18 protein-coding genes and 1 tRNA gene are annotated in these 21,281 nt (G+C 62.6%); 4 read left to right on the forward strand and 15 right to left on the reverse strand.

Annotation, left to right across the window (positions count from 1 at the left end):
- Positions 1–73: 73 nt before the first annotated feature.
- The 8 genes from ACYU7Q_RS10865 to ACYU7Q_RS10900 form a co-directional block, all read right to left on the reverse strand.
- The gene (locus ACYU7Q_RS10865) at positions 74–4,633 is read right to left on the reverse strand and encodes an InlB B-repeat-containing protein (RefSeq protein ID WP_460609444.1); all 4,560 of its coding nucleotides are present in this window, start codon (positions 4,631–4,633) and stop codon (positions 74–76) included.
- Between the two features lie 102 nt (positions 4,634–4,735).
- A complete protein-coding gene (locus ACYU7Q_RS10870; protein WP_460609445.1) occupies positions 4,736–5,941 on the reverse strand; it encodes an ATP-grasp domain-containing protein in 1,206 nt (401 codons plus the stop codon).
- 50 nt (positions 5,942–5,991) lie between these two features.
- Positions 5,992–7,350 (reverse strand): NAD(P)H-dependent oxidoreductase, encoded by a 1,359-nt coding sequence (locus ACYU7Q_RS10875; RefSeq protein ID WP_460609446.1) that lies wholly within the window; start codon positions 7,348–7,350, stop codon positions 5,992–5,994.
- A 44-nt stretch (positions 7,351–7,394) separates the two neighbouring features.
- Positions 7,395–7,946 carry a dTDP-4-dehydrorhamnose 3,5-epimerase family protein gene (gene rfbC / locus ACYU7Q_RS10880; protein WP_460609447.1) on the reverse strand — a complete coding sequence of 184 codons (552 nt, stop codon included), beginning with the start codon at positions 7,944–7,946 and terminating at the stop codon, positions 7,395–7,397.
- Positions 7,947–8,124: 178 nt separating this feature from the next.
- Positions 8,125–9,231: an NAD-dependent epimerase/dehydratase family protein gene (locus tag ACYU7Q_RS10885; RefSeq protein ID WP_460609448.1), complete on the reverse strand. Its 1,107-nt coding sequence runs from the start codon at positions 9,229–9,231 to the stop codon at positions 8,125–8,127.
- A 163-nt stretch (positions 9,232–9,394) separates the two neighbouring features.
- Positions 9,395–10,288, reverse strand: coding sequence for a glucose-1-phosphate cytidylyltransferase (rfbF, locus tag ACYU7Q_RS10890; protein ID WP_460609449.1), 894 nt, complete (start codon positions 10,286–10,288; stop codon positions 9,395–9,397).
- Positions 10,289–10,334: 46 nt separating this feature from the next.
- A complete protein-coding gene (locus ACYU7Q_RS10895; RefSeq protein ID WP_460609450.1) occupies positions 10,335–11,105 on the reverse strand; it encodes a WecB/TagA/CpsF family glycosyltransferase in 771 nt (256 codons plus the stop codon).
- A 42-nt stretch (positions 11,106–11,147) separates the two neighbouring features.
- Positions 11,148–12,545 carry an exopolysaccharide biosynthesis polyprenyl glycosylphosphotransferase gene (locus ACYU7Q_RS10900; protein WP_460609451.1) on the reverse strand — a complete coding sequence of 466 codons (1,398 nt, stop codon included), beginning with the start codon at positions 12,543–12,545 and terminating at the stop codon, positions 11,148–11,150.
- Between the two features lie 624 nt (positions 12,546–13,169).
- Between ACYU7Q_RS10900 and ACYU7Q_RS10905 the strand changes: the two genes are divergently transcribed.
- Complete coding sequence (locus tag ACYU7Q_RS10905; RefSeq protein ID WP_460609452.1) at positions 13,170–13,634, forward strand: BLUF domain-containing protein; 465 nt, start codon at positions 13,170–13,172, stop codon at positions 13,632–13,634.
- Between the two features lie 132 nt (positions 13,635–13,766).
- On the opposite strand, the gene ACYU7Q_RS10910 is transcribed toward ACYU7Q_RS10905, so the two are convergent.
- Positions 13,767–14,264 (reverse strand): hypothetical protein, encoded by a 498-nt coding sequence (locus tag ACYU7Q_RS10910; protein ID WP_460609453.1) that lies wholly within the window; start codon positions 14,262–14,264, stop codon positions 13,767–13,769.
- A gap of 641 nt (positions 14,265–14,905) precedes the next feature.
- On the opposite strand from ACYU7Q_RS10910, the gene ACYU7Q_RS10915 reads away from it, so the two are divergent.
- From ACYU7Q_RS10915 to ACYU7Q_RS10925, 3 genes are all read left to right on the forward strand, one after another.
- On the forward strand, positions 14,906–15,997 hold the full coding sequence (locus ACYU7Q_RS10915) for a DegT/DnrJ/EryC1/StrS family aminotransferase (RefSeq protein WP_460609454.1): 1,092 nt from the start codon (positions 14,906–14,908) through the stop codon (positions 15,995–15,997).
- Positions 15,998–16,005: 8 nt separating this feature from the next.
- On the forward strand, positions 16,006–16,938 hold the full coding sequence (locus tag ACYU7Q_RS10920) for an NAD-dependent epimerase/dehydratase family protein (RefSeq protein ID WP_460609455.1): 933 nt from the start codon (positions 16,006–16,008) through the stop codon (positions 16,936–16,938).
- Between the two features lie 172 nt (positions 16,939–17,110).
- Complete coding sequence (locus ACYU7Q_RS10925; RefSeq protein WP_460609456.1) at positions 17,111–17,980, forward strand: DNA/RNA non-specific endonuclease; 870 nt, start codon at positions 17,111–17,113, stop codon at positions 17,978–17,980.
- A gap of 95 nt (positions 17,981–18,075) precedes the next feature.
- On the opposite strand, the gene ACYU7Q_RS10930 is transcribed toward ACYU7Q_RS10925, so the two are convergent.
- The 6 genes from ACYU7Q_RS10930 to rpmG all read right to left on the reverse strand — a co-directional run bounded on the left by ACYU7Q_RS10930 (position 18,076) and on the right by rpmG (position 21,229).
- Positions 18,076–18,789, reverse strand: coding sequence for a GAF domain-containing protein (locus ACYU7Q_RS10930; protein ID WP_460609457.1), 714 nt, complete (start codon positions 18,787–18,789; stop codon positions 18,076–18,078).
- Positions 18,790–18,999: 210 nt separating this feature from the next.
- Positions 19,000–19,076 (reverse strand) — tRNA-Asn (locus tag ACYU7Q_RS10935).
- Positions 19,077–19,186: 110 nt separating this feature from the next.
- Positions 19,187–19,633 (reverse strand): hypothetical protein, encoded by a 447-nt coding sequence (locus ACYU7Q_RS10940; protein WP_460609458.1) that lies wholly within the window; start codon positions 19,631–19,633, stop codon positions 19,187–19,189.
- A 92-nt stretch (positions 19,634–19,725) separates the two neighbouring features.
- A complete protein-coding gene (ftsY, locus tag ACYU7Q_RS10945; RefSeq protein WP_460609459.1) occupies positions 19,726–20,697 on the reverse strand; it encodes a signal recognition particle-docking protein FtsY in 972 nt (323 codons plus the stop codon).
- A gap of 176 nt (positions 20,698–20,873) precedes the next feature.
- A complete protein-coding gene (locus ACYU7Q_RS10950) occupies positions 20,874–21,038 on the reverse strand; it encodes a DUF4295 domain-containing protein (RefSeq protein ID WP_083322258.1) in 165 nt (54 codons plus the stop codon).
- Positions 21,039–21,046: 8 nt separating this feature from the next.
- Positions 21,047–21,229, reverse strand: a complete 183-nt coding sequence (gene rpmG, locus ACYU7Q_RS10955) for a 50S ribosomal protein L33 (RefSeq protein WP_046245291.1) — start codon at positions 21,227–21,229, stop codon at positions 21,047–21,049.
- Between the last annotated feature and the right edge of the window lie 52 nt (positions 21,230–21,281).

Below are 21,281 nucleotides of genomic sequence, written 5' to 3' on the forward strand. Positions count from 1 at the left end.
AAGGAATGGTCAGGGATTGCAGGGTGGTAGAGCTTGTGGAAATACGTTAGCGTGAAGCGGGCCAAAGCCGGGGCTACTGGCGCAGGAGTTTGATTCGGGCGGTCAGCCGGCCGTCGTCGAGCAGCAGGTAGCCCAGGCTGGCGCCCGAGAGCGGCTGGGCGAAATCCAGCTCGGCGGCCTGGGCCCCGGCCGGCAGCGTGCCGCTGGCCAGCGTCTGGCCCAGCACCGACAGGAGGCGGTAGCGCACCGCGCCGGTGAAGGTGGCCGGCAGCAGCAGGCGGTAGTGCCCGTTGGGCGAGGGGTTCGGGTAGGCCACGGCCAGCGCCACCCCGGAGGAGCCGGTGGTGGCCGCCGCCACGCGCGCAGCGGCGTTGCTCACGCTGAAGGTGATGGTGAGCGGCGTGCCCGCCGTGCCACTGCCCCCGCCGCCGGTGTAGGGCCGGGCCGTGAGCGTGTAGCTGCCCACCGGCGGCGTCCAGGCGTTGTAGGTGCCGGCGCCGTTATCGCCAAATAGCGCGTACGGAGCCACTGATTCGGTCTGGTTTTGGGTCTGAGCTCCTGACAAGGCGAAAACGACGCTGCCCACCGTGGCTGGGCTGGTGGTGGCCCGCACGTTGAGGCTGCTGCTGGGCAGCGTGGCCAGGTTCAGCGTCGCGCCCGATGTCAGGGGCTGAATGTCGGTGCCATTCGTGGCATTGACCAACACATAGCCGGTGAGCTGCTGCCCGCCCGAGGTAGCCGTGAAGGTGGCCGTGATGGTCTTGTTGGCTGTCATGGCCACGGTCAAGGGGTTGGTGCTACCCGTGGCGCTGCCGCTCCAGCCCGAGAAGGCGAAGCCCGCCCCCGGCGTGGCCGTGAGCGTCACATTCGTGCCGCTGGCATACGTGGCCTGGTTTGGGTTTTTCGTCACCGTACCGGTGCCCACTGTGTTCACCGTGAGCGTGTAGCTGGTCGTAGTAGCGGTGAAGGTGGCCGTGATGTTCTTATTTCCCGTCATCGTGACGGTGAGCGGATTGGTAGTCCCGCTGGCATCGCCGCTCCAGCCCGTAAAGGTGTAGCCGGCGGCCGGGGCGGCCGTCAGGCTCACGGTGCTGCCGCTGGCGTAGGTGGCCGAGTTCGGGTTCTTCGTCACCGTGCCGCTGCCCACCGTACTGGTGGTGAGTGTGTAGCTGGTGGGCGTGCCGGCGCCTTGCTGCCAGAGTTCGACCCCCGAGAAATTGGGCCAGCCGCCGGTGCTGGTGAACGCCACCGTGCCCGTGGCCGCCAGGGTCACGTTGTAGGGCCCCAGCCGCGCCCAGGTGCCGGCCGGGCCGGTGTTGTAGTTGGCGCGCACAAGCTGCCCGTTCAGGGACAGGTCAATTACCTCGGGACTGTTGTCCTCCCATACGTAGAGGTAGGCTTGGTAGCTGCCCGCCGGCACGGCCGAGAGCGTCACACTCAGGCTCGGACCGAACACCGCCGCCCGAATCATGCCCGCCCGCGTGGCATCCGTGGCCGGAATCAGCGTCACAGCTTGGTTCTCGAAGGCCGTGCCGTTGGTGGAGTAGTTGGCCGCTGTGCTGCCGCCCCAGGCGTTGCCATCCAGCGTGAGGGCCGGCCCGCCCAGGTTGATGGCCCGGTAGAAGGTGTAGCCGCCCCCGCCGCCCGAGGTAGCCGTGAAGGTGGCGGTGATGTTCTTGTTAGCATTCATGGTTACCGACAAGGGGTTGGCCGTGCTCGTGACATCCCCGCTCCAGCCCGAGAAAGTGTAGCCCGCTCCCGGCGTGGCCGTGAGCGTCACATTCGTGCCGCTGGCGTACGTGGCCTGGTTCGGGTTCTTGCTCACCGTACCGGTGCCCGTGGTGTTCACCGTGAGCGTGTAGCTGGTGGTCGTAGTAGCGGTGAAGGTGGCCGTGATGTTCTTGTTGCCGGTCATCGTCACGGTGAGCGGGTTGGTGCTGCCCGAGGCGTCGCCGCTCCAGCCCGTGAAGGTGTAGCCAGCGGCCGGGGCGGCCGTCAGGCTCACGGTGCTGCCGCTGGCGTAGGTGGCCGAGTTCGGGTTCTTCGTCACCGTGCCGCTGCCCACCGTACTGGTGGTGAGCGTGTAGCTGGTGGTGGGCGTGCCCGAATCCGTTACAGTGAAGCTGATGGTGAGGGGCGGGCGGGCAGTGCCGGTGCCATTGGCCCCGCTGTAGCCCGTGGCCGTGAGCTGGTAGTTGCCCACGGGCGGCGTCCAGGGGTTGTAGACCCCGTTTACGTCGCTAAACAGCGCGTACGGGGCCACGTTTTCGGTCTGGTTCTGGTTCTGCGGGCCGGTGAGGGCGAAGACCACGCTGCCGGTGGTGGCCGGGTCGGCATTGGCCCGGATGTTGAGGTTGCGGGTAGGCAGGGTGGCCAGGTCGAGAATGGCGCCATTGGTCAGGGGCTGAATGTCGACGTCGGTAGTAGCATCGGCATTCACCAGCGTGAAGCTGGGCGTAGAGCAGTCGGGGTTGAGGCGCACTTCCTGAGTAGTCGAGAGCCCCCCGGCATCGGTCACCGTCAGCGAGATGGTGTAGTAGTAGGTTTCGGCCCCGCAGCCGTAAGGGCCGATGATGGTGCTGGTTACGCGGGTGGTATCCACGGGGTCGGGGTGCTGGTGCGTGAGGTGGTGCAGAATGGTCTGCCACTGGTAGCTCAGCAAATGGCCGCTCTGCTCGGCATCGGTCACGGTAGCCCGCAATTGGTAGGTGGTGTTGCCCGTGAGGGGGTAGGTACTGTTGTTGACCGGGCTGGTGATGGTGACCTGCGGCGGGGTGTTGTTGGCCGAAATCTGCACCGTGGTCTGGTTGGTCAGGCCCTGCGGGTTGGTCACGGTCAGCGTCACGGTGTAGTTGGTGGGCGCTGAAGTAGGCGGCGAAAACGTGTGGCTGGGGTTGGCGCTGGTGCTATTCGCCGTGCCGTCGCCGAAGTTCCAGCGGTAGGTCAGCGCCCCGCCGTTGGGGTCGGAGGAGTTGCTGCCGGTGAACTGCACCGTAAGCGGGCCGGGGCCGTAGGTTTTGTTGGCCGAAGCCACGGCTACCGGCGGACTGGCCGTGGTCACGTAACTGATTTTGCGGATTTCCGAAGGGTAGAAATTCACATAGAACAAGCCCGTTTCGCCCGGGCTGGTGCCGAAGAATACCGGCACAGCCCCACTGTCCACGAAGTTGCGCACGGCGCTGGGCTGGTTGCTGGCGTTCACGGTCATGCTCTTAATCCAGCCGCCCACGTAGTCGCCGAAGAAATACGAGTTGGCGTACGGGGCCGGGAAGTCGGTGTAGGGATAGAAAACCCCACCCGTCACCGAATTACCGCCAAACTGCGGCCCGCTCACCGGCGAGCCCGCCGCCCCGATGTTGATAGTGGTAGGCGTACTGCCGCTGAACGTGCCCGTGCGCGACGGTCCGCTGGGGTTGTGGGTCCAGTCAATCAGCGGCCGGGTGTGCACGAAGGTGGGAATGCTGGCCGGAATCGTTTGCGAGGTATTACACGGGTTGGGGAAGGTGGCCGTGCCCGTGGGCGTAGCCGGCTTGATGAGGTCCTGGAAGTAGAAATACTGCTGGGTGCAGCCGCCCGTGTTGTAGAGCGGGTTGGGCGCGTCGCGGTTATACACGTTCGAGTTGGTGAACGCCGCATAGGGCGTCAGGCCCTCAAACAGCGGCCAGCCCAGGTTCACGCGGGGGCGGTCCACCACCGATACTTCTTCCCAGGTAGAGGCCCCCACCACGCCCACGTAGAGCGTGCCGGGGTTGCCCTGGGTGGGGTCGGTGCTGCCCGTGCCGGGCCGCAGGCTCATGCGGAAGGGCGTGCGCAGGCCCAGGGCCCACACCCGGGAGCGAGGCGCGGCGGGGTTGGCCGCGTCGTAGTACGGGTTGCTGGGCACGCCGTTGCCGGTGGCAGGGTCCAGGCGCAGGATTTTACCACTTAGGCAGTCTACCAGCTGGGCGCGCAGGGCGCCCACGTTTTCCTTGGCGGTGATGATGCCATCGGCCAACGCCTCCGCGTAGTAGGTTTCGTTGTAGCTGCCTAAATCCGGCGCCCAGTGGGCCCCGTCACCGGTTGAAACCAGCAAAGTACCGTCTTTGCCAAACACCAGCGAGCCGGTGCAGTGGCCATCGTGAACGGAAGGAATGCCCGTGGTTTTGGTGGCCCCGAGCAGAATTTTACGGCTGGCCGGGTTCACGGTGTAGCCCGTGCCGGCCGGCGTGGCCGTGTAGCGCGTGATGCGCCCAATGGTGGCGCTGAAATAGTCGTTGGCAGTCGGGTCGTAACTGGCCGTACCAAAGTTTAGCAGATAGTACCGGTCCACCACATACATCAGGTACATGTAGCCGTTGGTGTCGAAATTCGGGTCGAGGGCGAAGCCCAACAGGCCGTGGTCGCCCCAGGCCCCTACTTCTTCGGTGATGTCAATCAGCTGCTGGCGCTGGCCGTTCACCACCACCCATACTTTGCCCGGGCGTTCCCAGACAAACATCTTGCTGCCGCTGCTATTGAAAGCAAATCCGACAGCTTCATTCCAGCCTGAGGATACAACAGTGGACGTGAAGCCCGCAGGAGGTGTCTGGCCCCGCAGCGGCTGGCCGCCCACCAGTAGCAAGGCGCAAAAAATGACCATAAAAACGTTTTTCATGACGGAAGGGGTGCGGATGCATCGGGTATAAGTGTGAGGTGGATAATGGAATAAATGCAGTTCGATGGCCGTCGCAAGGCCCGGCCTCAGCCGGATGACGGCCTAGTCCTCGTCGGTGAGGAAGCGGTAAATCTTGGTCATGGGGTCGCCCAGAAAAGCGCCCACGCTGGTATCGCGCAGCGAAAACTGCACGTCGTCGGGCCGGCGCACGCGGCGGCCGTAGCGGTACTTGAGGTAGTTGGCAAACGGGATGTAGCGCCCCTCGCGGAACGGCGCGGGCACCACTGCCCGGCCGGCTGCCACCTGGCAGGCCAGCACCGGGAAGTTCACGCCCGCCGCCAGCGCCGAGCCCACCACCGTGAGCCAGAAGCGGGTGTTGATTTCGATGACCTTGATTTCGCCGGTGCGGACATCGAAGCGCAGGTCGAGGTGGGCCACGCCGTTCCAGCGCAGGGCCTTCATCAGGCGGTCCACCACGGCCAGCACGGCGTCGTGATGCACAAATTCGATGGCTTCGGTGGGGGCGTATTCATCACCCGTGGCCACCAAGCCCTTTTGAATGGAATGGGCAATGAGCTGGCCGTTCTGGTACAGCACATTGCAGTCGATGTCGTAGCCCTCGATGCAGGTCTGGATGATGTAGCGGCTGCTATTGGGCAGCGCGGCCACGGCGGCCAGCACCGCCTCGGGCGTAGCGTAGCGCACAATGCCCCGGCCGCCGGCTCCCTCAATGGGCTTCAGCAGCACCGGAAAAGTAAAGTTTTTCAGCTTGGCCGCTAGGTTGTGGCGGATATCGACGATGGTATCGGGCGCGGGAAGGTTGTGCTCCTGCATGAACGCGCCCAGCAGGCCCTTGTCGGTGGCAATTTCGTAGTACGCGGCGGCCGGCAGCGGCAGCAGGTGCGTGGCGGCGGCCAGCGCCGTGCGGTGCGCAATCACAAAGCGCATGCCGGGCACGTCCACGGGCAGCAGCACCTCGGCCCCGGTGGCCCGGGCGGCATTCTGGATAAAGGCCACGAACACCTCCGCCGGCCGGTCGGGCGAGAGCACATGAAACGAGTGTACGTAGCTCGAAAACCGGTACGGGCTCCGCGCATCGCGCGAGAGCAAATGCACCCGCACCCGGGCCTGCCGGCTTAGGCAAAACAGCACCGCCCCGGTGAGGCGGTACTCGCCCTCCAGCACCAGCACCGTGAGCGGCGCCGTAGCGGGGCGCGGGGCCGTTGTTTCGGCCGGTGCAGCGGGGGCATTTTGCCGCGTGGATAGCGGGTCGGAATGCTTCAGAAACTCAACCAGGGTGGGATTCATGGCGACGTAGCTTCGGGGTAATTAGGAAGAAAAAGGCAGTTTTGGCTGAGTTAGAGGTTGGCCAGGGCGAAATCGGCGGGCACGAGCGGCTCGGCGGTGGCGGCCAGCACGGGCGGGTTGAAGTGGACTTCCTGCTCGCGGCGCAGCTGGTCGATGAGGCGACCGGGCGGCAGCGCCACGTCGTTGTAGGTCAGCACCTGGTCTTTGGGAATGTCGTGCAGCAAGCGGCAGCCCTCGGCCACGCCGATGGGCAGCAGGTTTTCGGCCCGGGCGGTGGTGTAGTTCTCGGCCAGCCCGTAGGTCATGTAGTGGCCGATGCCGTCGAGCGTGTCGCCGGCCCGCAGGTCAATTTTGGCGGCCGTAATTACCTCCACCTTGGGGGCGCCGGCCGGAGCCAGGCAGGCATCGCCAAAGAGCACCGCCCGCGCCACCGACGTCGGCGTTTCGAAATGGCACAGGTGGTAGGGCGTGTAGAAGCAGTACAGCGGCCCCGGCCCCAGCTTGTACAGCTTGAGGTAGTGCTGCTGAATGGGGTCGTCGTGCGTGCCCAGGATGAACACGCCGGGGCCGGGCTCGGCCCCCACCACGTAGTCCACGATGCCGGGGCCGCCGTCGAGCAGGCGCTCGGTGGGGTACCACTCGGCGGCCTTGCTGATGGGCGTGCCCGGGGCCACGGTGGGACCGTACATGCCGCGCCGGGCCACTTCCATGCCCAGCGCGTTGGCAATCACGGCTTGCTCGAAGCTGATTTTGCTGCCGTCGGCGAAGCTCGTCACCATGCTCGGGTTCTGGCCCCACTGCCGGGCAAAGCCCTCCTGCGTGGTGGGGTTGCGGTAGGGGTCGTGCAGGCCTTTGATGTTGCCGCACAGCACCGGCTTCACGCCCAGGCCCAGCACGAAGCGCGCCAGGTTGAGGGTCACGCCGGGCTGGTCGCCGTCGCTCACGGTGTACACCACGCCGGCGCGGTCGGCGTACACTTTCAGAATGGCCCCGGCCGTACCGTCGAGCTCGGCGTTCAGCAGCACCACGTGCTTGCCGTGCCGGATGGCCTCCAGCACCACGTGCGCGCCGTGCTCTACCGCTCCGGTCACCTCAATGATGGCGTCGATGCCCTCGGCGCGGCTCAGCAGCAGCGCATCGTCGGTAATGGCGCGCTCGCCCCGCTGAATGCAAGCTTCCAGCGCGTGCACCGAGCTTACCTCGGTGGTTCCGAGCTCACCGGCCTCGTGGTAGGCCCGCCGGGCCTGGCTGATGGTGCGGTTGGCAATGGCTACCAGCTCCATTCCGGGCACGTAGCGGCAGATTTGCAGGGCCACGCCCCGGCCCATGAAGCCCGCGCCCACCATGCCCACCCGAATGGGCTGGCCGGCTTGCTGGCGCTTCTTCAAGGCGTTGTCAACAAGTATCATAATGCAGAAAAAAAGGTGAGAAAAGCAGGGTTACAGCGTCCACGCTACATTGCCATCGGCACGGCCAGCCCCTGGAAATCGGGGTGCGCCTGGTCTTTCGCCGAAATGAGCAAAGGCTGAAAAGGCCAGCGGATGCCGACGGCGGGGTCGTTCCAGCGCAGGCCGCGCTCGGCGCCGGGCGTGTACTTGGCCGACACCTGGTAGCACACGTCGGTGTTGTCTTCGAGGGTGAGGAAGCCGTGGGCAAAGCGGCCGGGCACGAACAGCATCCGGTAGTTATTGGCCGTCAGCTCCACCCCTATCCACTTGCCGAAGGTGGGCGACTCCTCGCGCAGGTCCACAATCACGTCCAGAATGGCGCCCCGGGTGCAGCGCACCAGCTTGGTTTCTTCGTAGGGGGCCAGCTGATAGTGCATGCCGCGCAGCGTGCCCCGGCGCGGGTTGAACGACAGGTTGGCCTGCTGCGGCGGCATGGCAATGCCGTGGGCGGCAAACTCGTCTTCGCACCAGGAGCGGGCAAAAAAGCCGCGCTCATCGCTCAGCCGGTCTACGTCGATAATGAAGGCCCCTGCAAGGGCAGTTTCGGTAAATTTCATCGCATTAAAAGCAAGGTGAAGGGTAAGTTGGGATGTTGACTTCTGGCCGTCCTGCTGAGCGCCGCCAAAGCATCGCTAGCGCTTCGGTGAATCGAATGAATTGCGTTGCGCGGTAGCGATGCTTCGGCTGCGTTCAGCAGGACGGTCTTTTGATTGACGTTTTCATAGCTCAGAAGTCTCAGACTACCACTAGTTCGGGCCGGTAGAGGGGCACGGTGGCCTTGGCCGGGCCGGGCGCCCAGGTCAGGTCCTCGGTCAGCTCGTCCTGCTCGCGCAGGGCGGCCAGCACGCGCAGCCGCATCAGGCGGGAGGCGCGGAAATTGGGGTCGCGGAAGCCCATTTCCACCAGCTTGCGCTGGAGCTCGCCGATGGTATCGGCCAGGGTGTGGATGGGCTGGTGGTCGGGCGCAAGGCGGCGGAAGAGGCTGAAATCGACGCGGTACGAGCGCAGGTCGGGGGCGGCGTCGGGGTTGAGGCGCACCTGGGTGCCGGGGATGGCGGCGGCCACGGCTTCGGCCAATTCGCGCACGCGGTAGTTCCAGCTGTTGGCCCCGGCATTCACGGCCACGAAGGCACCGCCGTTGCTGGCCTCGCGCGTCACGGCCCAGCCAATGGCGCGGGCCATGTCCAGCACATGGATGAGCGGCCGCCAGGGCGTGCCGTCGCTCAGGATGCTGATTTCGCCGGTAGCCACCGCCCCGGCCACGAAGTCGTTCAGCACCAGGTCGAGGCGCAGGCGGTCGCTCCAGCCGCAGGCCGTGGCGAAGCGCAGGCAGGTCACCCGAAAATTATTATCGGCCAGCGGGGCCAGGTCGCGCTCGCTGGCCACCTTGGAGCGGGCGTAGGCCGTGAGGGGGTTCAGGGTGGAGGTTTCGGTTTTGGCGTCTTCGCCGCCCAGCCCGTACATGCTGCACGAGCTGGCAAACACGAAGCTTTTCACGCCGTAGGTTTTGGCGCGCTTGGCCAGCGCAATGCCGGCGCGGTAGTTCACGTCCATCGTCACGCCCTCGTAGGCCGTGCCCATGGGGTCGTTGGAAATGGCAGCCAGGTGCACCACGGCGTCCACGCCGGCCAGCAGGCCCGAGGGCAGCGTGCGCACGTCGCCAAACACCTGACGGTCGAGGCGCGACTCGGGCAGGCGGGTGGCTCCGGTGAGGCAGTGGGCGAAAAAGCCCATGTCGTAGCCAATCAGCTCGGCGTTGGGGTAGGTCTGTCGGAGGTGGCGCACCACGCCGGGCCCCACGTAGCCCATGTTGCCGGTGATGAGAATGCGGGAGGGTTTCATGCGGTATTCCATTAGAAGTGAGGTTTCTTACAGTCATCAATCAACCAGAATGCCATGCCGGGCGCGCCAACCCACCGCGGCCGTGGGAATGGCTCCGTTCTATCTCAACGGAGCTGCGGCAATGCGCTGGCGGCGCTCAGCACGGCGTTCGGGGCAGGTGTTTTCAGTCGCTGGGCATCAGTTTGGTGGTTGCCGCGCGCCCGCGTCCGGCCGGCGCGGCCAGCGGCGCGGCCAGAATGGTTTCGAGCACGGGCGCGGTCACGGGGGCGGCGGGGGCCTGGTCCCAGAGCTTCCATTCGGCCTTGCCGGCCTGCCACAGCTCCTCCAGCATGTTGCGGTCACGCAGCGTGTCCATGGGCTGCCAGAAGCCGGCGTGGCGGTAGGCAGCCAGTTGCCCGGCGGCGGCCAAGCGCTCCAGCGGGGCTTTTTCCCACACGGTCTGGTCGTGGTCGAGGTAGGCGAAGATGCCCGGTTCCAGCACGAAGAAGCCGCCGTTAATCCAAGGCGTTTCGCCGCCCTCGGGCTTTTCCATGAAGTTGCTCACGTGGCTGTCGCCTTCGCTCAGGTTGAACACCCCGAAGCGGCCCGGCTGCCGCACCGCCGTGAGCGTGGCCAGCACGCCCTGCGCCCGGTGGTATTCGATGCTGGCCGTGATGTCGACGTTGCTCACGCCATCGCCGTAGGTCAGGCAAAACGTCTCATCGTCCAGGTATTTCTGCACGCGGCGCAGGCGGCCGCCGGTCATGGTTTCCAGGCCAGTATCCACCAGCGTCACGGTCCAGGGCTCGGCGTTGTTGCGGTGAATCTGCATTTCGTTGCGGTCCATCCGGAAGGTCACGTCCGAGTTCAGCAGGAAATAATCGGAGAAATACTGCTTAATCATGTGCCCCTTGTAGCCGCAGCAAATCACAAAATCGGTGATGCCGTGGTGGGCGTAAATCTTCATGATGTGCCACAGAATGGGCTTGCCGCCGATTTCCACCATGGGCTTGGGCCGCACGCCGCTTTCCTCGCTGATTCGGGTGCCATAGCCGCCCGCTAGTATCACTGCTTTCATATTAAATGGGTGAATTGGTGAAGGGTCGAATGGGTGAATGGCCTGCTCAGGCCACGGCGGGCAGCCGGCTGGCCAGGTTTTCGAGCGTGGCGCGGGCCATCAGGTACACGAAGCGGGTGTTGGTGACGAAGTAGCGGCGGGCCAGGCGGCGCGGCTCCTGCCACAGCCGGAAGGCCCATTCCAGCCACAGCTTGCGGGCCCACGCCGGCAGGCGCGGCTCCAGGCCGGCATACACCCGGAAGGCCTGCCCCACCCCCAGCATGCACGCCCGGACGCGCCCCTGGTGGGCCGCCATCCAGCGCTCCTGGCGCGGGCAGCCCAGCGCCACAAAAAGCAAGTCCGGGTCGGCCGCGTTGATGGCGGCTACCTCGTCGGCATCTTCCTCTGCCGTGAGCGGGCGGAACGGCGGCGCATAGGCCCCCACCACCCGCAGCGTGGGCAATTCCCAGCGCGCCCGCCATACCATGGCCTGCAAAACCTCATCGGTAGTGCCGTAGAAGTACACCGACTGGCCGCGCTCGGCGGCGCGGAGCAGCAGCTCGGGCAGCAGGTCCATGCCCGCCATGCGCTCCTGCGCCGGCCCTTGGAACCAGCGCACGGCCGCCGCTACCGGGCTGCCATCGGGCGCGGCCACGGCGGCGTTGTTCACAATCTGCCGGAACTCGGCGTTGCGCTCGGCTTCCACCAGCATGTGCACGTTGGCAAAGCACACGTAGGCCGACGCCCGCGCCGCACCCAATCCCAGAATGGTATCAATGAAATCAGCGGTGCGCCCCGTCGAGATATTGGCGTGCAGAACAGCGTGTTTGGGTAACATGGCAGACTGGGGTTGAAGTGCTAAAACTCTCGTTTCGGTCCTCTAATAGGCATTCTCCTCGCCGCGCACCATGTTGCGCACGGTCTTGCCGATGATTTGCAAATCGAGCCCGAACGACCAATTCTGCACGTATTTCAGGTCGTACTCCACGCGCTTTTCCATGGCGTTGGGGGCGCGGGTTTCGCCCCGGAAGCCGTTCACCTGCGCGTAGCCCGTAATGCCGGGCGTCACGGCGTGGCGCAGCTGGTAGGTGCGGCTGCGCTTGGAGTATTCCTCCAGCTGCGACACCATATTGGGCCGCGGCCCCACCACCGACATATGCCCCAGCAGCACGTTGAAAAACTGCGGCAATTCGTCCAGATTGTATTTGCGCAGGTACTTGCCCACGCGGGTCACCCGAGGGTCGGCCTTGGTGGCTTGCAGCTCGGTCTGGCGGTGGTCGGCGCGCATGGTGCGCAGCTTGTAGCACGGGAATAGCTTGTTGCGCTTGCCCGGCCGCATCTGCTTGAAAAACACCGGGCCCGGGGAATCGAGCTTAATAAGCAGCGCCAGCACCGGCAGAATAATGGGAAACAGCCCCAGAATCACGAACAGCGAAAACCCGAGGTCGAACATCCGCTTCAGCACCTGGTTGGTGCGGAAGCCCAGCGGCTCCTGCCGCACCACGAGAATGGGCAGATGGTCGTGGAAATACACGCCCACGTCCTTGCCCACCGTGCCCTGGTAGTCGGGCACGATGCGAAAGGCCAGGAAATGGTCCTCCGCGAAGCGCGACAATTCCTCAATCAAGTCGTGCCGGTCGAGCGGCAGCGCGTAGTAGATTTCGTCCACCGGCGTGCTCAGGCAGTAGTTCATCAGGTCGGCCACGGCACCGCGCCGGTGCGCCCGCAGCGAGGTGGGCAGCGGCTCATCCGTAAAAAAGCCCTTGAACTGGTAGGTGCCCGAGTCGTCGGCCGTGAGGGCGTGGTACAGCTCCTGTCCGCTCTGGCTGGCCCCTACTATCACAAAGCGGTTGTGGGCCCGGGCAAAATACCGCAGCCAGGCGCGGTAGCAAAACGTGACCGCAAACCGGCCCACCACCACGCCTGCCACCGCCAAGCCATACACCGCCGCCAGGTAACGCGTCGAGAGGTAGTTGATGCGCAGCGCCACCACCGTGCCTACCACCAGCACGCCGTGTATCAGAAACGCCTTGAGCAAGTTGCGCAGCTTCTCGCCGTAGGTAATGCGCCGGTCGAGCCGGTACACGTTGGCGTATTGCCGCGAAAGCAGCCACCACAGCAGCGCAAACGCAATGATGAAAAAAGGCGTCTCGCCCTTCATCGACCACGAGTGCCATACCACGAGCTCGGCCAGGTGAAAGGCTAGCCAGATGAGGCCGCCATCTACGGCCATCAGAATAAAGCGGGAAGTATCCGAATATCGTACATAACGCTCCATAGCTCAGGAAGTAACAAGTTGCTTACTGCACCCCCGCAGGCTTCTGCCCCGGAATGAATATGGAAGTAAGTTATAGATTTAATATTTAATTATCAATATTTAATATGATTAAATATTTTTCGAGTCATTTTCCTCAGTGAAATAATCATAATACTTGCGACTGAATCACAAGCTGTTAATGTTTATAATATTCATTATTTAATATATAAAATCTTTACTTCCATTCTGCCTCATTTTTATCGTACCGGGCCGGCGCAGCTATCGGGGCTACTCGCTCCCTTGCATCAATGAGCTGCCACCGCTGTGGGCAGGGCATTGCCCGCGCCGGGTTTGCCGCGCCTACGACATCATATAGTATATCCTATTTTTTGAATCAAATTAATATGCAATATGTAATGATTAAAATTACATGTATATTTGAGCAACTTGCCAGCTTAAGTAGCTGTGGCCCTTTAGCTCCGGCCACAGTATATCCCAGCCCGGCTCGCTCCGGGCATCCTGGCTGCCGACGGCTCTCCGCGCCACCACGGCCAGTGCTGCTGGCAGCCACGCACCGCTTTTTTTGGCAAGCCTCTCGTTCGCATTTCTTACAGCCGCCGCCGCGGCTTCAGTCGCCTCCCCGTCATGGGCTTGTATCACCTTCTATATCAGAGCCTGGCCCTGGCGAGCTTCAGCTTGTCCGAACTGCTGGAGCTGCTGCAAAAATCCCGCGCGCACAATGCCGCCCAGGGCATCACCGGCATTCTGCTGCACGCCCCCAACGGCCAGTTCCTGCACCTGTTGGAAGGCGAAAAGGGCGCCGTGCAGCACCTGTATTACCACCGCATTGCCACCGACCCGCGCCACGAGCACCTGGTGGTGCTAAGCGAAGGCCCCAGCACCGCGCCCATGTTTCCGGACTGGAGCATGAGTTTTCGCTCGGGCACGGGGCCATTGTCACTGCCGGGCTACCTGGCCCCGAGCGCGGCCTACTTCCGGGTGAGCAACCTGCCCAAGGCTCCGCCCGAGCTGAAACGCCTGCTCCTTGATTTCACGGCTGGCTACGACGACAGCCCCCTGGCCGAAAGCATGATTGGCAGCCGGCGCTAATAAGGTAGCGCGAACGTTGATGTTCGGAGCCGCGAACTAAAAGTTTGCGCTACGTACCTGCCGTGCAAAAAAACACCGCCCGGCCATGGTGGCCGGGCGGTGCAGCATGCCCAGGAAGTAAGCTTGGTGTGCTTAACGCGAGAACACCGAGGTATACACCGAGCCCTTGCCGGCAGCGCCTTCCGAATGGCTGAGGCGCAGCGTGGTGGCAGTCAGTTCGGCCACGGCGAAGCGGCGGGTGCGGTCGGCTTGCGTGAGGATGAGCGAGTCGGCCGAAGCCGTCAGACGCCAGGTGCCGCTCACGGGCTCGGCGGTTTGCTTGCCGGGGCGCGGGCCACGCAGCAGCGTGTAGGTGCCGTCCGACTTATACACGGCGCTCTGCACCAGCATAGAAGGCTTGGCTTGGGCAAACAGGTCGGAGGTAGCGGCCGGGGCCGTGCCTTCGCCGGCGGTGCTTACGGTCAGGCCGGTCTGGTGCCAGGGGCCAGTTGTGAGCAAGTCCGGCTTAGCCAGCGTGGAGGCTGCCGAGGACGATTGGGGAGAGCTATTTACTTGCTCGAGCTCTTTTTCGCAGGAGGCTAAAGTCAGCGCGGCGAGGGCCACACCCAGGAACAGGGGCATTCTTTTCATGCAAACAACTTTTGGGGGTTACGCCGCCCCGAACCCGGAGCGAGCATAGTGAAACATATAGTTATTTAATGGGCAAGCATTCAAATCCAGCATCAGGACTATATCCGATACTCGGGAGCCTAACTTTTGCCGTTTTATTTTGGTTCAGCTCTTCGCGGAAAAAGACTATTATTAGAATTTTCTATTTGTAAAATCACATTGAATAAACTTGCATAAAATTGCTCTATTGCAGCATATTACAAATATAAAACCTGGCTGTTTGGCAATCCAGTCCTTACTACCCCCAGGCCAATATTGGTTTTGTTTTAAATCGGTTTTTGCTATTGAATAGCTGCCGGCACGGTTTCACCGGTAGCGGCCGGCATTAGCCGGCCAGAACACGCCTTAAGGGCACGCCGGCGCCGGCCAGTTGCGGGGCTCGGCCAGGCATTGTTCGGCGCCGTGTCAACTGCCCCACATTCACAGCAGGCCACTATTTTTTCCTCAAAAAAACTTATTATCAAAAAGGACAAATAAATATGCAAAGATATTATTATATTTAAGCCACATTTCTTAACGTTACTGCGATGGTCAATCCTTACCTATCCACCCCACTCGTTGGGTCTACGACTCCGGCTCCCGCAACGGGCCAATTGCTACCAATGTTCAGCACCTTTGTGCACCCCCGGGCAGCCCGGCGCGTGGGCAAAGTTTTGGCCAGCACCTATTTGAGCGAGGGCAAGCTGGTGCAGGAATTTGAGGCCCGGCTGAGCGCCGAGCTGGGCATGCGCCACCCGGCAGCCCTGAACTCGGGCACCAGCGCCCTGCACCTGGCCCTGGAAGTGGCCGGCATCGGGGCGGGTGACGAGGTAATTATGGCCCCGCAAACCTTCATTGCCACGGCCCTGACGGTGGTGCAGGTGGGGGCCAAGCCGGTGTTTGCCGATATCCAGTACGAAACCGGCAACATCGACCCGGCCGACATTGAGCACCGCATCACGGAGCGCACCAAGGCCATCATGGCGGTGCACTGGGGCGGTTACCCCTGCGATTTGGCCGAAATCCAGGCCATTGCCGACAAATACGGGCTGGTGGTGATTGAGGACGCGGCCCACAGCCCCGGCGCCAGCTATCGGGGCCAGGCCATCGGGGCCATTTCGGACTTTACCTGCTTCTCGTTTCAGGCCATCAAGCACCTCACCACCGGCGATGGCGGCGCGCTGTGCGCCCGCAGTCCCGAACACGCCCGTGAGGTATTTCGGCGGCGCTGGTTTGGCATCGACCGGGCCAGCTCGCCGGTGAATGAGCTGGGCGAGCGCGAATACGACCTCACCGATGTGGGCTACAAGTACCACCTCTCGGACTACGCGGCCGCCCTGGGGCTGGCCAACCTAGACGGCTTTGCCAAGCGCATGACGGCGCGCCGCGCCCGCGTGCAGCAGTACCGCGACGGCCTGCGCCAAGTGCCCGGCCTCACGCACTTCGTACACCAGCCCGACCGCGAAAGCGCCCACTGGCTGTTCGGTTTCCACGTCGAAAACCGGCTGGAATTCATTCGGGCGCTGCGGGCAAAAGGCGTGGCCTCGTCGGTGGTGCACGACGGCATCGACCACAACGCGCTGTTTGGGGGCAAGCGCCCCGACCTGACCCGGCAACGGCGCTTCGACGAAACCCAGATTCATGTGCCCCTGCACGATGCCCTGAGTGCCGAGCAGGTGGCGTATATCGTGGACACAATCAAGCAAGGATGGTGAGCCGGGCCATGAAAGTCGTACTGTTTGGCCACACCGGCTTTGCCGGCCGCAACATGGCCCGGGAGCTCTGCCAGCGGGGCGTGGCCTACGTGGGCGCGTCGCTCAGCACCGGCCTCGACCTGCGCGACGCCGCCGCCACGGCCGCGTTTCTGCGCACCCATCGCCCTACGCACATCGTGAATTGCGCGGCCCACGTGGGCAGCCTCAACTACGTGACCGAGCAGGCCGCCACCGTGATTTGCGACAACTCGCGCATGATTCTGGGCATGTACGAGGCCGTGGCCCGCGAATGCCCGGAAGCCCTGGTAGTGAACCCCATTGCCAACTGCGCCTACCCGGCCGATGCCGATATCTTTGAGGAAAGCGGCTGGTGGAACGGCCACCTGCACCGCTCCGTGCTGAGCTACGGGGCCAGCCGCCGCCTGCTGTGGGCCACCGCCGAGTGCTTCGAGATGCAATACGGCGTGCGCAGCGTGCACCTGCTCACGCCCAACATGTACGGCCCCTACGACTCGACCGACCCCAACAAAGCCCACGCGCTCAACGCGTTGATTTCAAAGTTTGTGAAAGCCGAAAAAATGGGCCAGCCCGAGCTTTCCATTTGGGGCACGGGCCTGCCCATCCGCGAGTGGCTTTACGCGTCTGATTTTGCCCGCCTGGTGTGGGAAGTGCTGCAGAACCCCGACCGACCGGGCCTCGACGAGCCCACCAACCTAGCGCAGAACGATGGCCTGAGCGTACGCGAGCTGGTGGGCATCATCCAAACCAAGTTTGGCTACCACGGCCAGCTGCGCTGGGATGCCAGCAAGCCCGACGGTGCCCCCAAAAAGGTGATGGACAACGCCAAATTCCGGCAGGTATTCCCGCTGTTCCGCTTCACCGATTTTCAGGACGGCATTGCCGAAACCATCAAGTATTACGAGTCGGTGTTTCCGTACTGAGGCTGCTTGGGTGGCTCTAAAATTGCTTTCCGCATCCATCAAGCAGCGCTTTTAGAACCAACCAAGTGGCCTCAGGACCAGAGCAAAAGCGGCAAATGCGCTTGGATTGGCGCATGCAAGGACTTTTTTGCCCCTTATCCACGTAGTAAGGGCCATTGTTACTTGCCAACCCATGCACCATTTCTTTCGAGATTTCCGCTTTCCCGCGCTCGCCCTGTTTCTGCTATTAGCCGCTTGCCAACGCGAAACCGTAGCGCCCAGCGGCCCCGATGCCACTACCCAAAACCTGCCCGAGCACCTGACGCTTGGCAACCCCAGCGGGGCCACCGCCGACCTCTCGCAACCCACTAATTACCTCCTGCTCAAGCCGCAGTACGCCCTGAGCTACCACCGCGACCGGGGCATTCCGAACTGGGTGAGCTGGCACCTGAGCCTTGACTGGCGCGGCAGCGCCGCCCGCCAGGACGACTTCCGCCCCGATAATACCCTGCCCGCCGGCTGGTACCAAGTGCAGGCCACGAGCTACACCGGCTCGGGCTTCGACCGGGGCCACAACTGCCCCAGCGCCGACCGCACCAGCACCGTGGCCGACAACTCGGCTACTTTTCTGATGACCAATATGATGCCCCAGGCCCCGCGCAACAACCAGCAGACCTGGGCCAACCTGGAGGACTACTGCCGCACGTTGCTCGACTCCAACAACGAGGTCTACGTCATCTGCGGGAGCTACGGGCGCGGCGGCACGGGCACCAACGGCTACGCCACCACCCTCGACCAAGGCCGCGTGACCGTGCCGGCCCGCTGCTGGAAAGTGGTGGTGGTGCTGCCCACCGGCACCAACGACGCGGCCCGCGTCAGCACCAGCACCCGGGTCATCGCCATCGATACGCCCAATGACAATACCGTCAGCACGACGTGGGGCAGCTACCGCACCAGTGTCGACGCCATCGAAACCGCCACCGGGCTCGACCTGCTTTCGGCCGTGCCCACGGCGGTGCAGCAGGTCATTGAGGCGCGCATCGACACTGGCCCCACTAACTGAAGTGCGCTTTTTTACTTCGACATCCGAAACCAAAACGAGCGGGCCAGATGGTCCGCTCGTTTTGGTTTCGAGGCGCAAAAACCTAATAAAAACGACTAGGAGTGCGGCTCATTGAGCAAGCGTTGCAGGTCAAACAGGCGGCGCTCTACCTGGGCCAGCAGGTCGGCGGGCACGGGGATTTGCACACCGTGGCGGGTGAAGAGGTAGCGCACCAATGCTGTGAGCTCGCGCAGCTCTTCCTGAAGCTGGACGCGCAGCCGCTCCCACTGCCCCGCACCGGCGGGCGGCTGGGCCAGGCAGGCGTGCCGCACGGCAATGGTTTGGCTTACCACGGCGGCTATGTGGTCGAGCACCTGCTGCTCGTCGGCGCTGAAGGTGCGGGGCTCGCGGTCGATGATGCACAGGGTGCCGAGCAGGCGCTGGTCGGGCAGGCGCAGCAGGGCCCCGGCGTAGAAGCGCAGCTCGTTCTCTTCGGCAGCGCGGGCGGCTTCGGGCGTGATGGTCGCGCTGCTTTCGAGCACCAGGTCGTGGTATACCACGGCACGGGCCTGCTGGATGGCCGTGGAGCAAAGCGCTTCGACGCGGGGCTGCTGGTCGTTGCCGGGCATGCCGTGGTTGGCGGGGTAATACACCTCGTCTGCCTCCACCAGGGCAATGAGGGAGATGGGCAGGCTGAACACTTGGGCGGTGAGGGCCACGAACTCATCAAACAACGGCTCGGCAAGGGTCGGCAGCACATCGTAGGCGCGGAGACTTTGCAGCCGCTCGGTTTCGTTGGCGGGCAACAAGGAGGCAGGAGTGGCAGGCATGGGCACAGGGCAAATGGCAGGCTACAAAAATAAGGCACTTACTCCGGTAGCGCGCCAAGAGTAAAAACGGACTTTTAATGGGCCGCTCCGTCTTTGTTCATTCCTCGGCACTACATAGACTTCAATAGCCGTTGGGCTGAATCAAAAACGTCCCCAAAGCAGGGCACAAACGCAAAAATGCCCGCCGGTTAAGGCGGGCATTCTCGTTGTTGGCGCTCCCTCCTGGGCTCGAACCAGGGACCCTCTGATTAACAGTCAGATGCTCTAACCGGCTGAGCTAAGGAAGCTTTTTCTAGTCCGAAACCCGGTTGTTGTTGTTTCGGAGTGCAAATCTACAACGGCCTTTTGAAGATACACAAGCTTCAATCCGTTTTTTTTCAAAAAAAACTGTGGCCGCTCAGTTCGTAATGTTGAGGATATTGCCTTGCAGGCTGGTACTGTACTGTTTAAGCGGCCGGGGCGTGGGTCCGCCGGTTATTTGCCCTTGCAAATCAAATTGCGAATTGCAGCACGAATCGCGCATAAAGAGCCGTGACCGGTCCAGGCTGACGGTGGCGCAGGCGTCGTACGGGCGGTAAGGGCAGTTGCGCTCGAAGGCCAGATATGTGCTGGCATTTTGGCGCACCACAATCACACCCTTCACGCCGCCATTGCCGGCCGGGCCTTTCACGGGCAGCGTCACGGCGCCGTTGTTGGCGCGTAGGTTCACGTATTCCTGGTTGGTGAGCACCAGGCTTAGATTTACCGGGGCGTAGGGAATGAGTGGCTGGTCGTCGTTTTTCGAGCCGCACGCTGCTACAATCAGCAGCAAGCACAAAGTCAGGAATAGCGGGAGGCGCTGCATAGGAAATTGGGATGAATGCGTGGCTTGCTAAGCGTTTGCGGAGACGCAAAATTCCCGGTGGCCCGCTCGTCACCAACGCAAACCGGTCATGCTTATTTCTTAAACAGCGAATTGACGAACGTGTGGCGGTCAAACAACTGCAAGTCGGTCATCTTCTCCCCCACCCCAATGTAGCGCACTGGAATGCTGAACTGGTCCGAAATGCCAATCACTACGCCGCCGCGCGCCGTGCCGTCGAGCTTGGTGATGGCCAGAGCCGTGACTTCGGTGGCCTTGGTGAACTCCTTGGCTTGCAGAAAAGCATTCTGGCCGGTGCTGCCATCGAGCACCAGCAGCACTTCGTGCGGCGCGTCGGGAATCATCTTCTGCATCACGCGCTTGATTTTGCTCAGCTCGTTCATCAGGTTCACCTTGTTGTGCAGGCGGCCGGCGGTGTCGATGATGATGACATCAGCCCCCATTTCCACGCCGGTTTTCACGGCATCGAAGGCCACGGAGGCAGGGTCGGTGTTCATGCCGTGGCTCACCACGGGCACGCCCACGCGCTGGCCCCAGATGATGAGCTGGTCGACTGCAGCGGCACGGAAGGTATCGGCCGCGCCCAGCACCACCTTTTTGCCAGCGGAGTGGAAGCGGTGGGCCAGCTTGCCGATGGTCGTGGTTTTGCCCACACCGTTCACGCCCACCACCATGATGACGAAGGGCTGGCCGGTGCTGCCGGCGCGGTCCAGCACGGCGGTAGAGCCGGACTTGTTGTCGTCCAGTAGGGCCGCAATCTCCTCGCGCAGGATGCGGTCGAGTTCGCCCGTGCTCACGTACTTGTCGCGGGCCACGCGGGCCTCGATGCGGTCGATGACCTTCACCGTGGTTTCGATGCCCACGTCGGCGTGCACCAGCATGGTTTCCAAGTCGTCGAGCACGGCCTCGTCCACGGTGCTTTTGCCCACCACGGCCTTGCTCAGCTGCTCGAAGAAGTTGGTTTTGGTTTTTTCCAGGCCGGCATCAAGCGAGGCCTGCTGGGCAGGAGTTTCCTTGTCCTTTTTAAAAAAATCGAAGAGGCCCATAAGGGAGGGTATGAGGGTAGGAGGGCAAGAGTATAGGAGGCGTCACAAGATAAGGACACGCCGTAAGGCAACGGTTTGTGCCCTCTTAAACGCCTATTCTCATACCCCCATCAACTAAAAAAGTCCCACGAAGGTGGGACTTTTTAAACTTTTACAAAGCCGAAGCCGGTCAGCAACTATTTGTTGCCGGTAGCCAGGTACTCCTGCACTTTGTCGAGCAATACCATTTCCTCGCGGAAAGTGTAAGCGCCGGTCTTCTCCGATTTCACGGCACGAATCACCTTAGCCCAGTTCTTGGCGTTTTCGGTGGTTTTCAGCGTAGCAACTACTTTCTTAGCCATTGTTCAGGTTATTTAATTTCCTTGTGAACGGTCATTTTCTTGAGGATGGGGTTGAATTTCTTCAACTCGATGCGCTCAGGGGTGTTCTTGCGGTTCTTGGTGGTGATGTAGCGCGAGGTGCCCGGCATCCCCGAGTTTTTATGCTCGGTGCATTCCATGATAACCTGCACCCGGTTTCCTTTCTTGGCCATCTCGACGGGGGTGTGTGTTTTTTTAAATTTAGGACTGCAAAGGTACGGGGAT

Source organism: Hymenobacter terrigena (assembly GCF_054776515.1).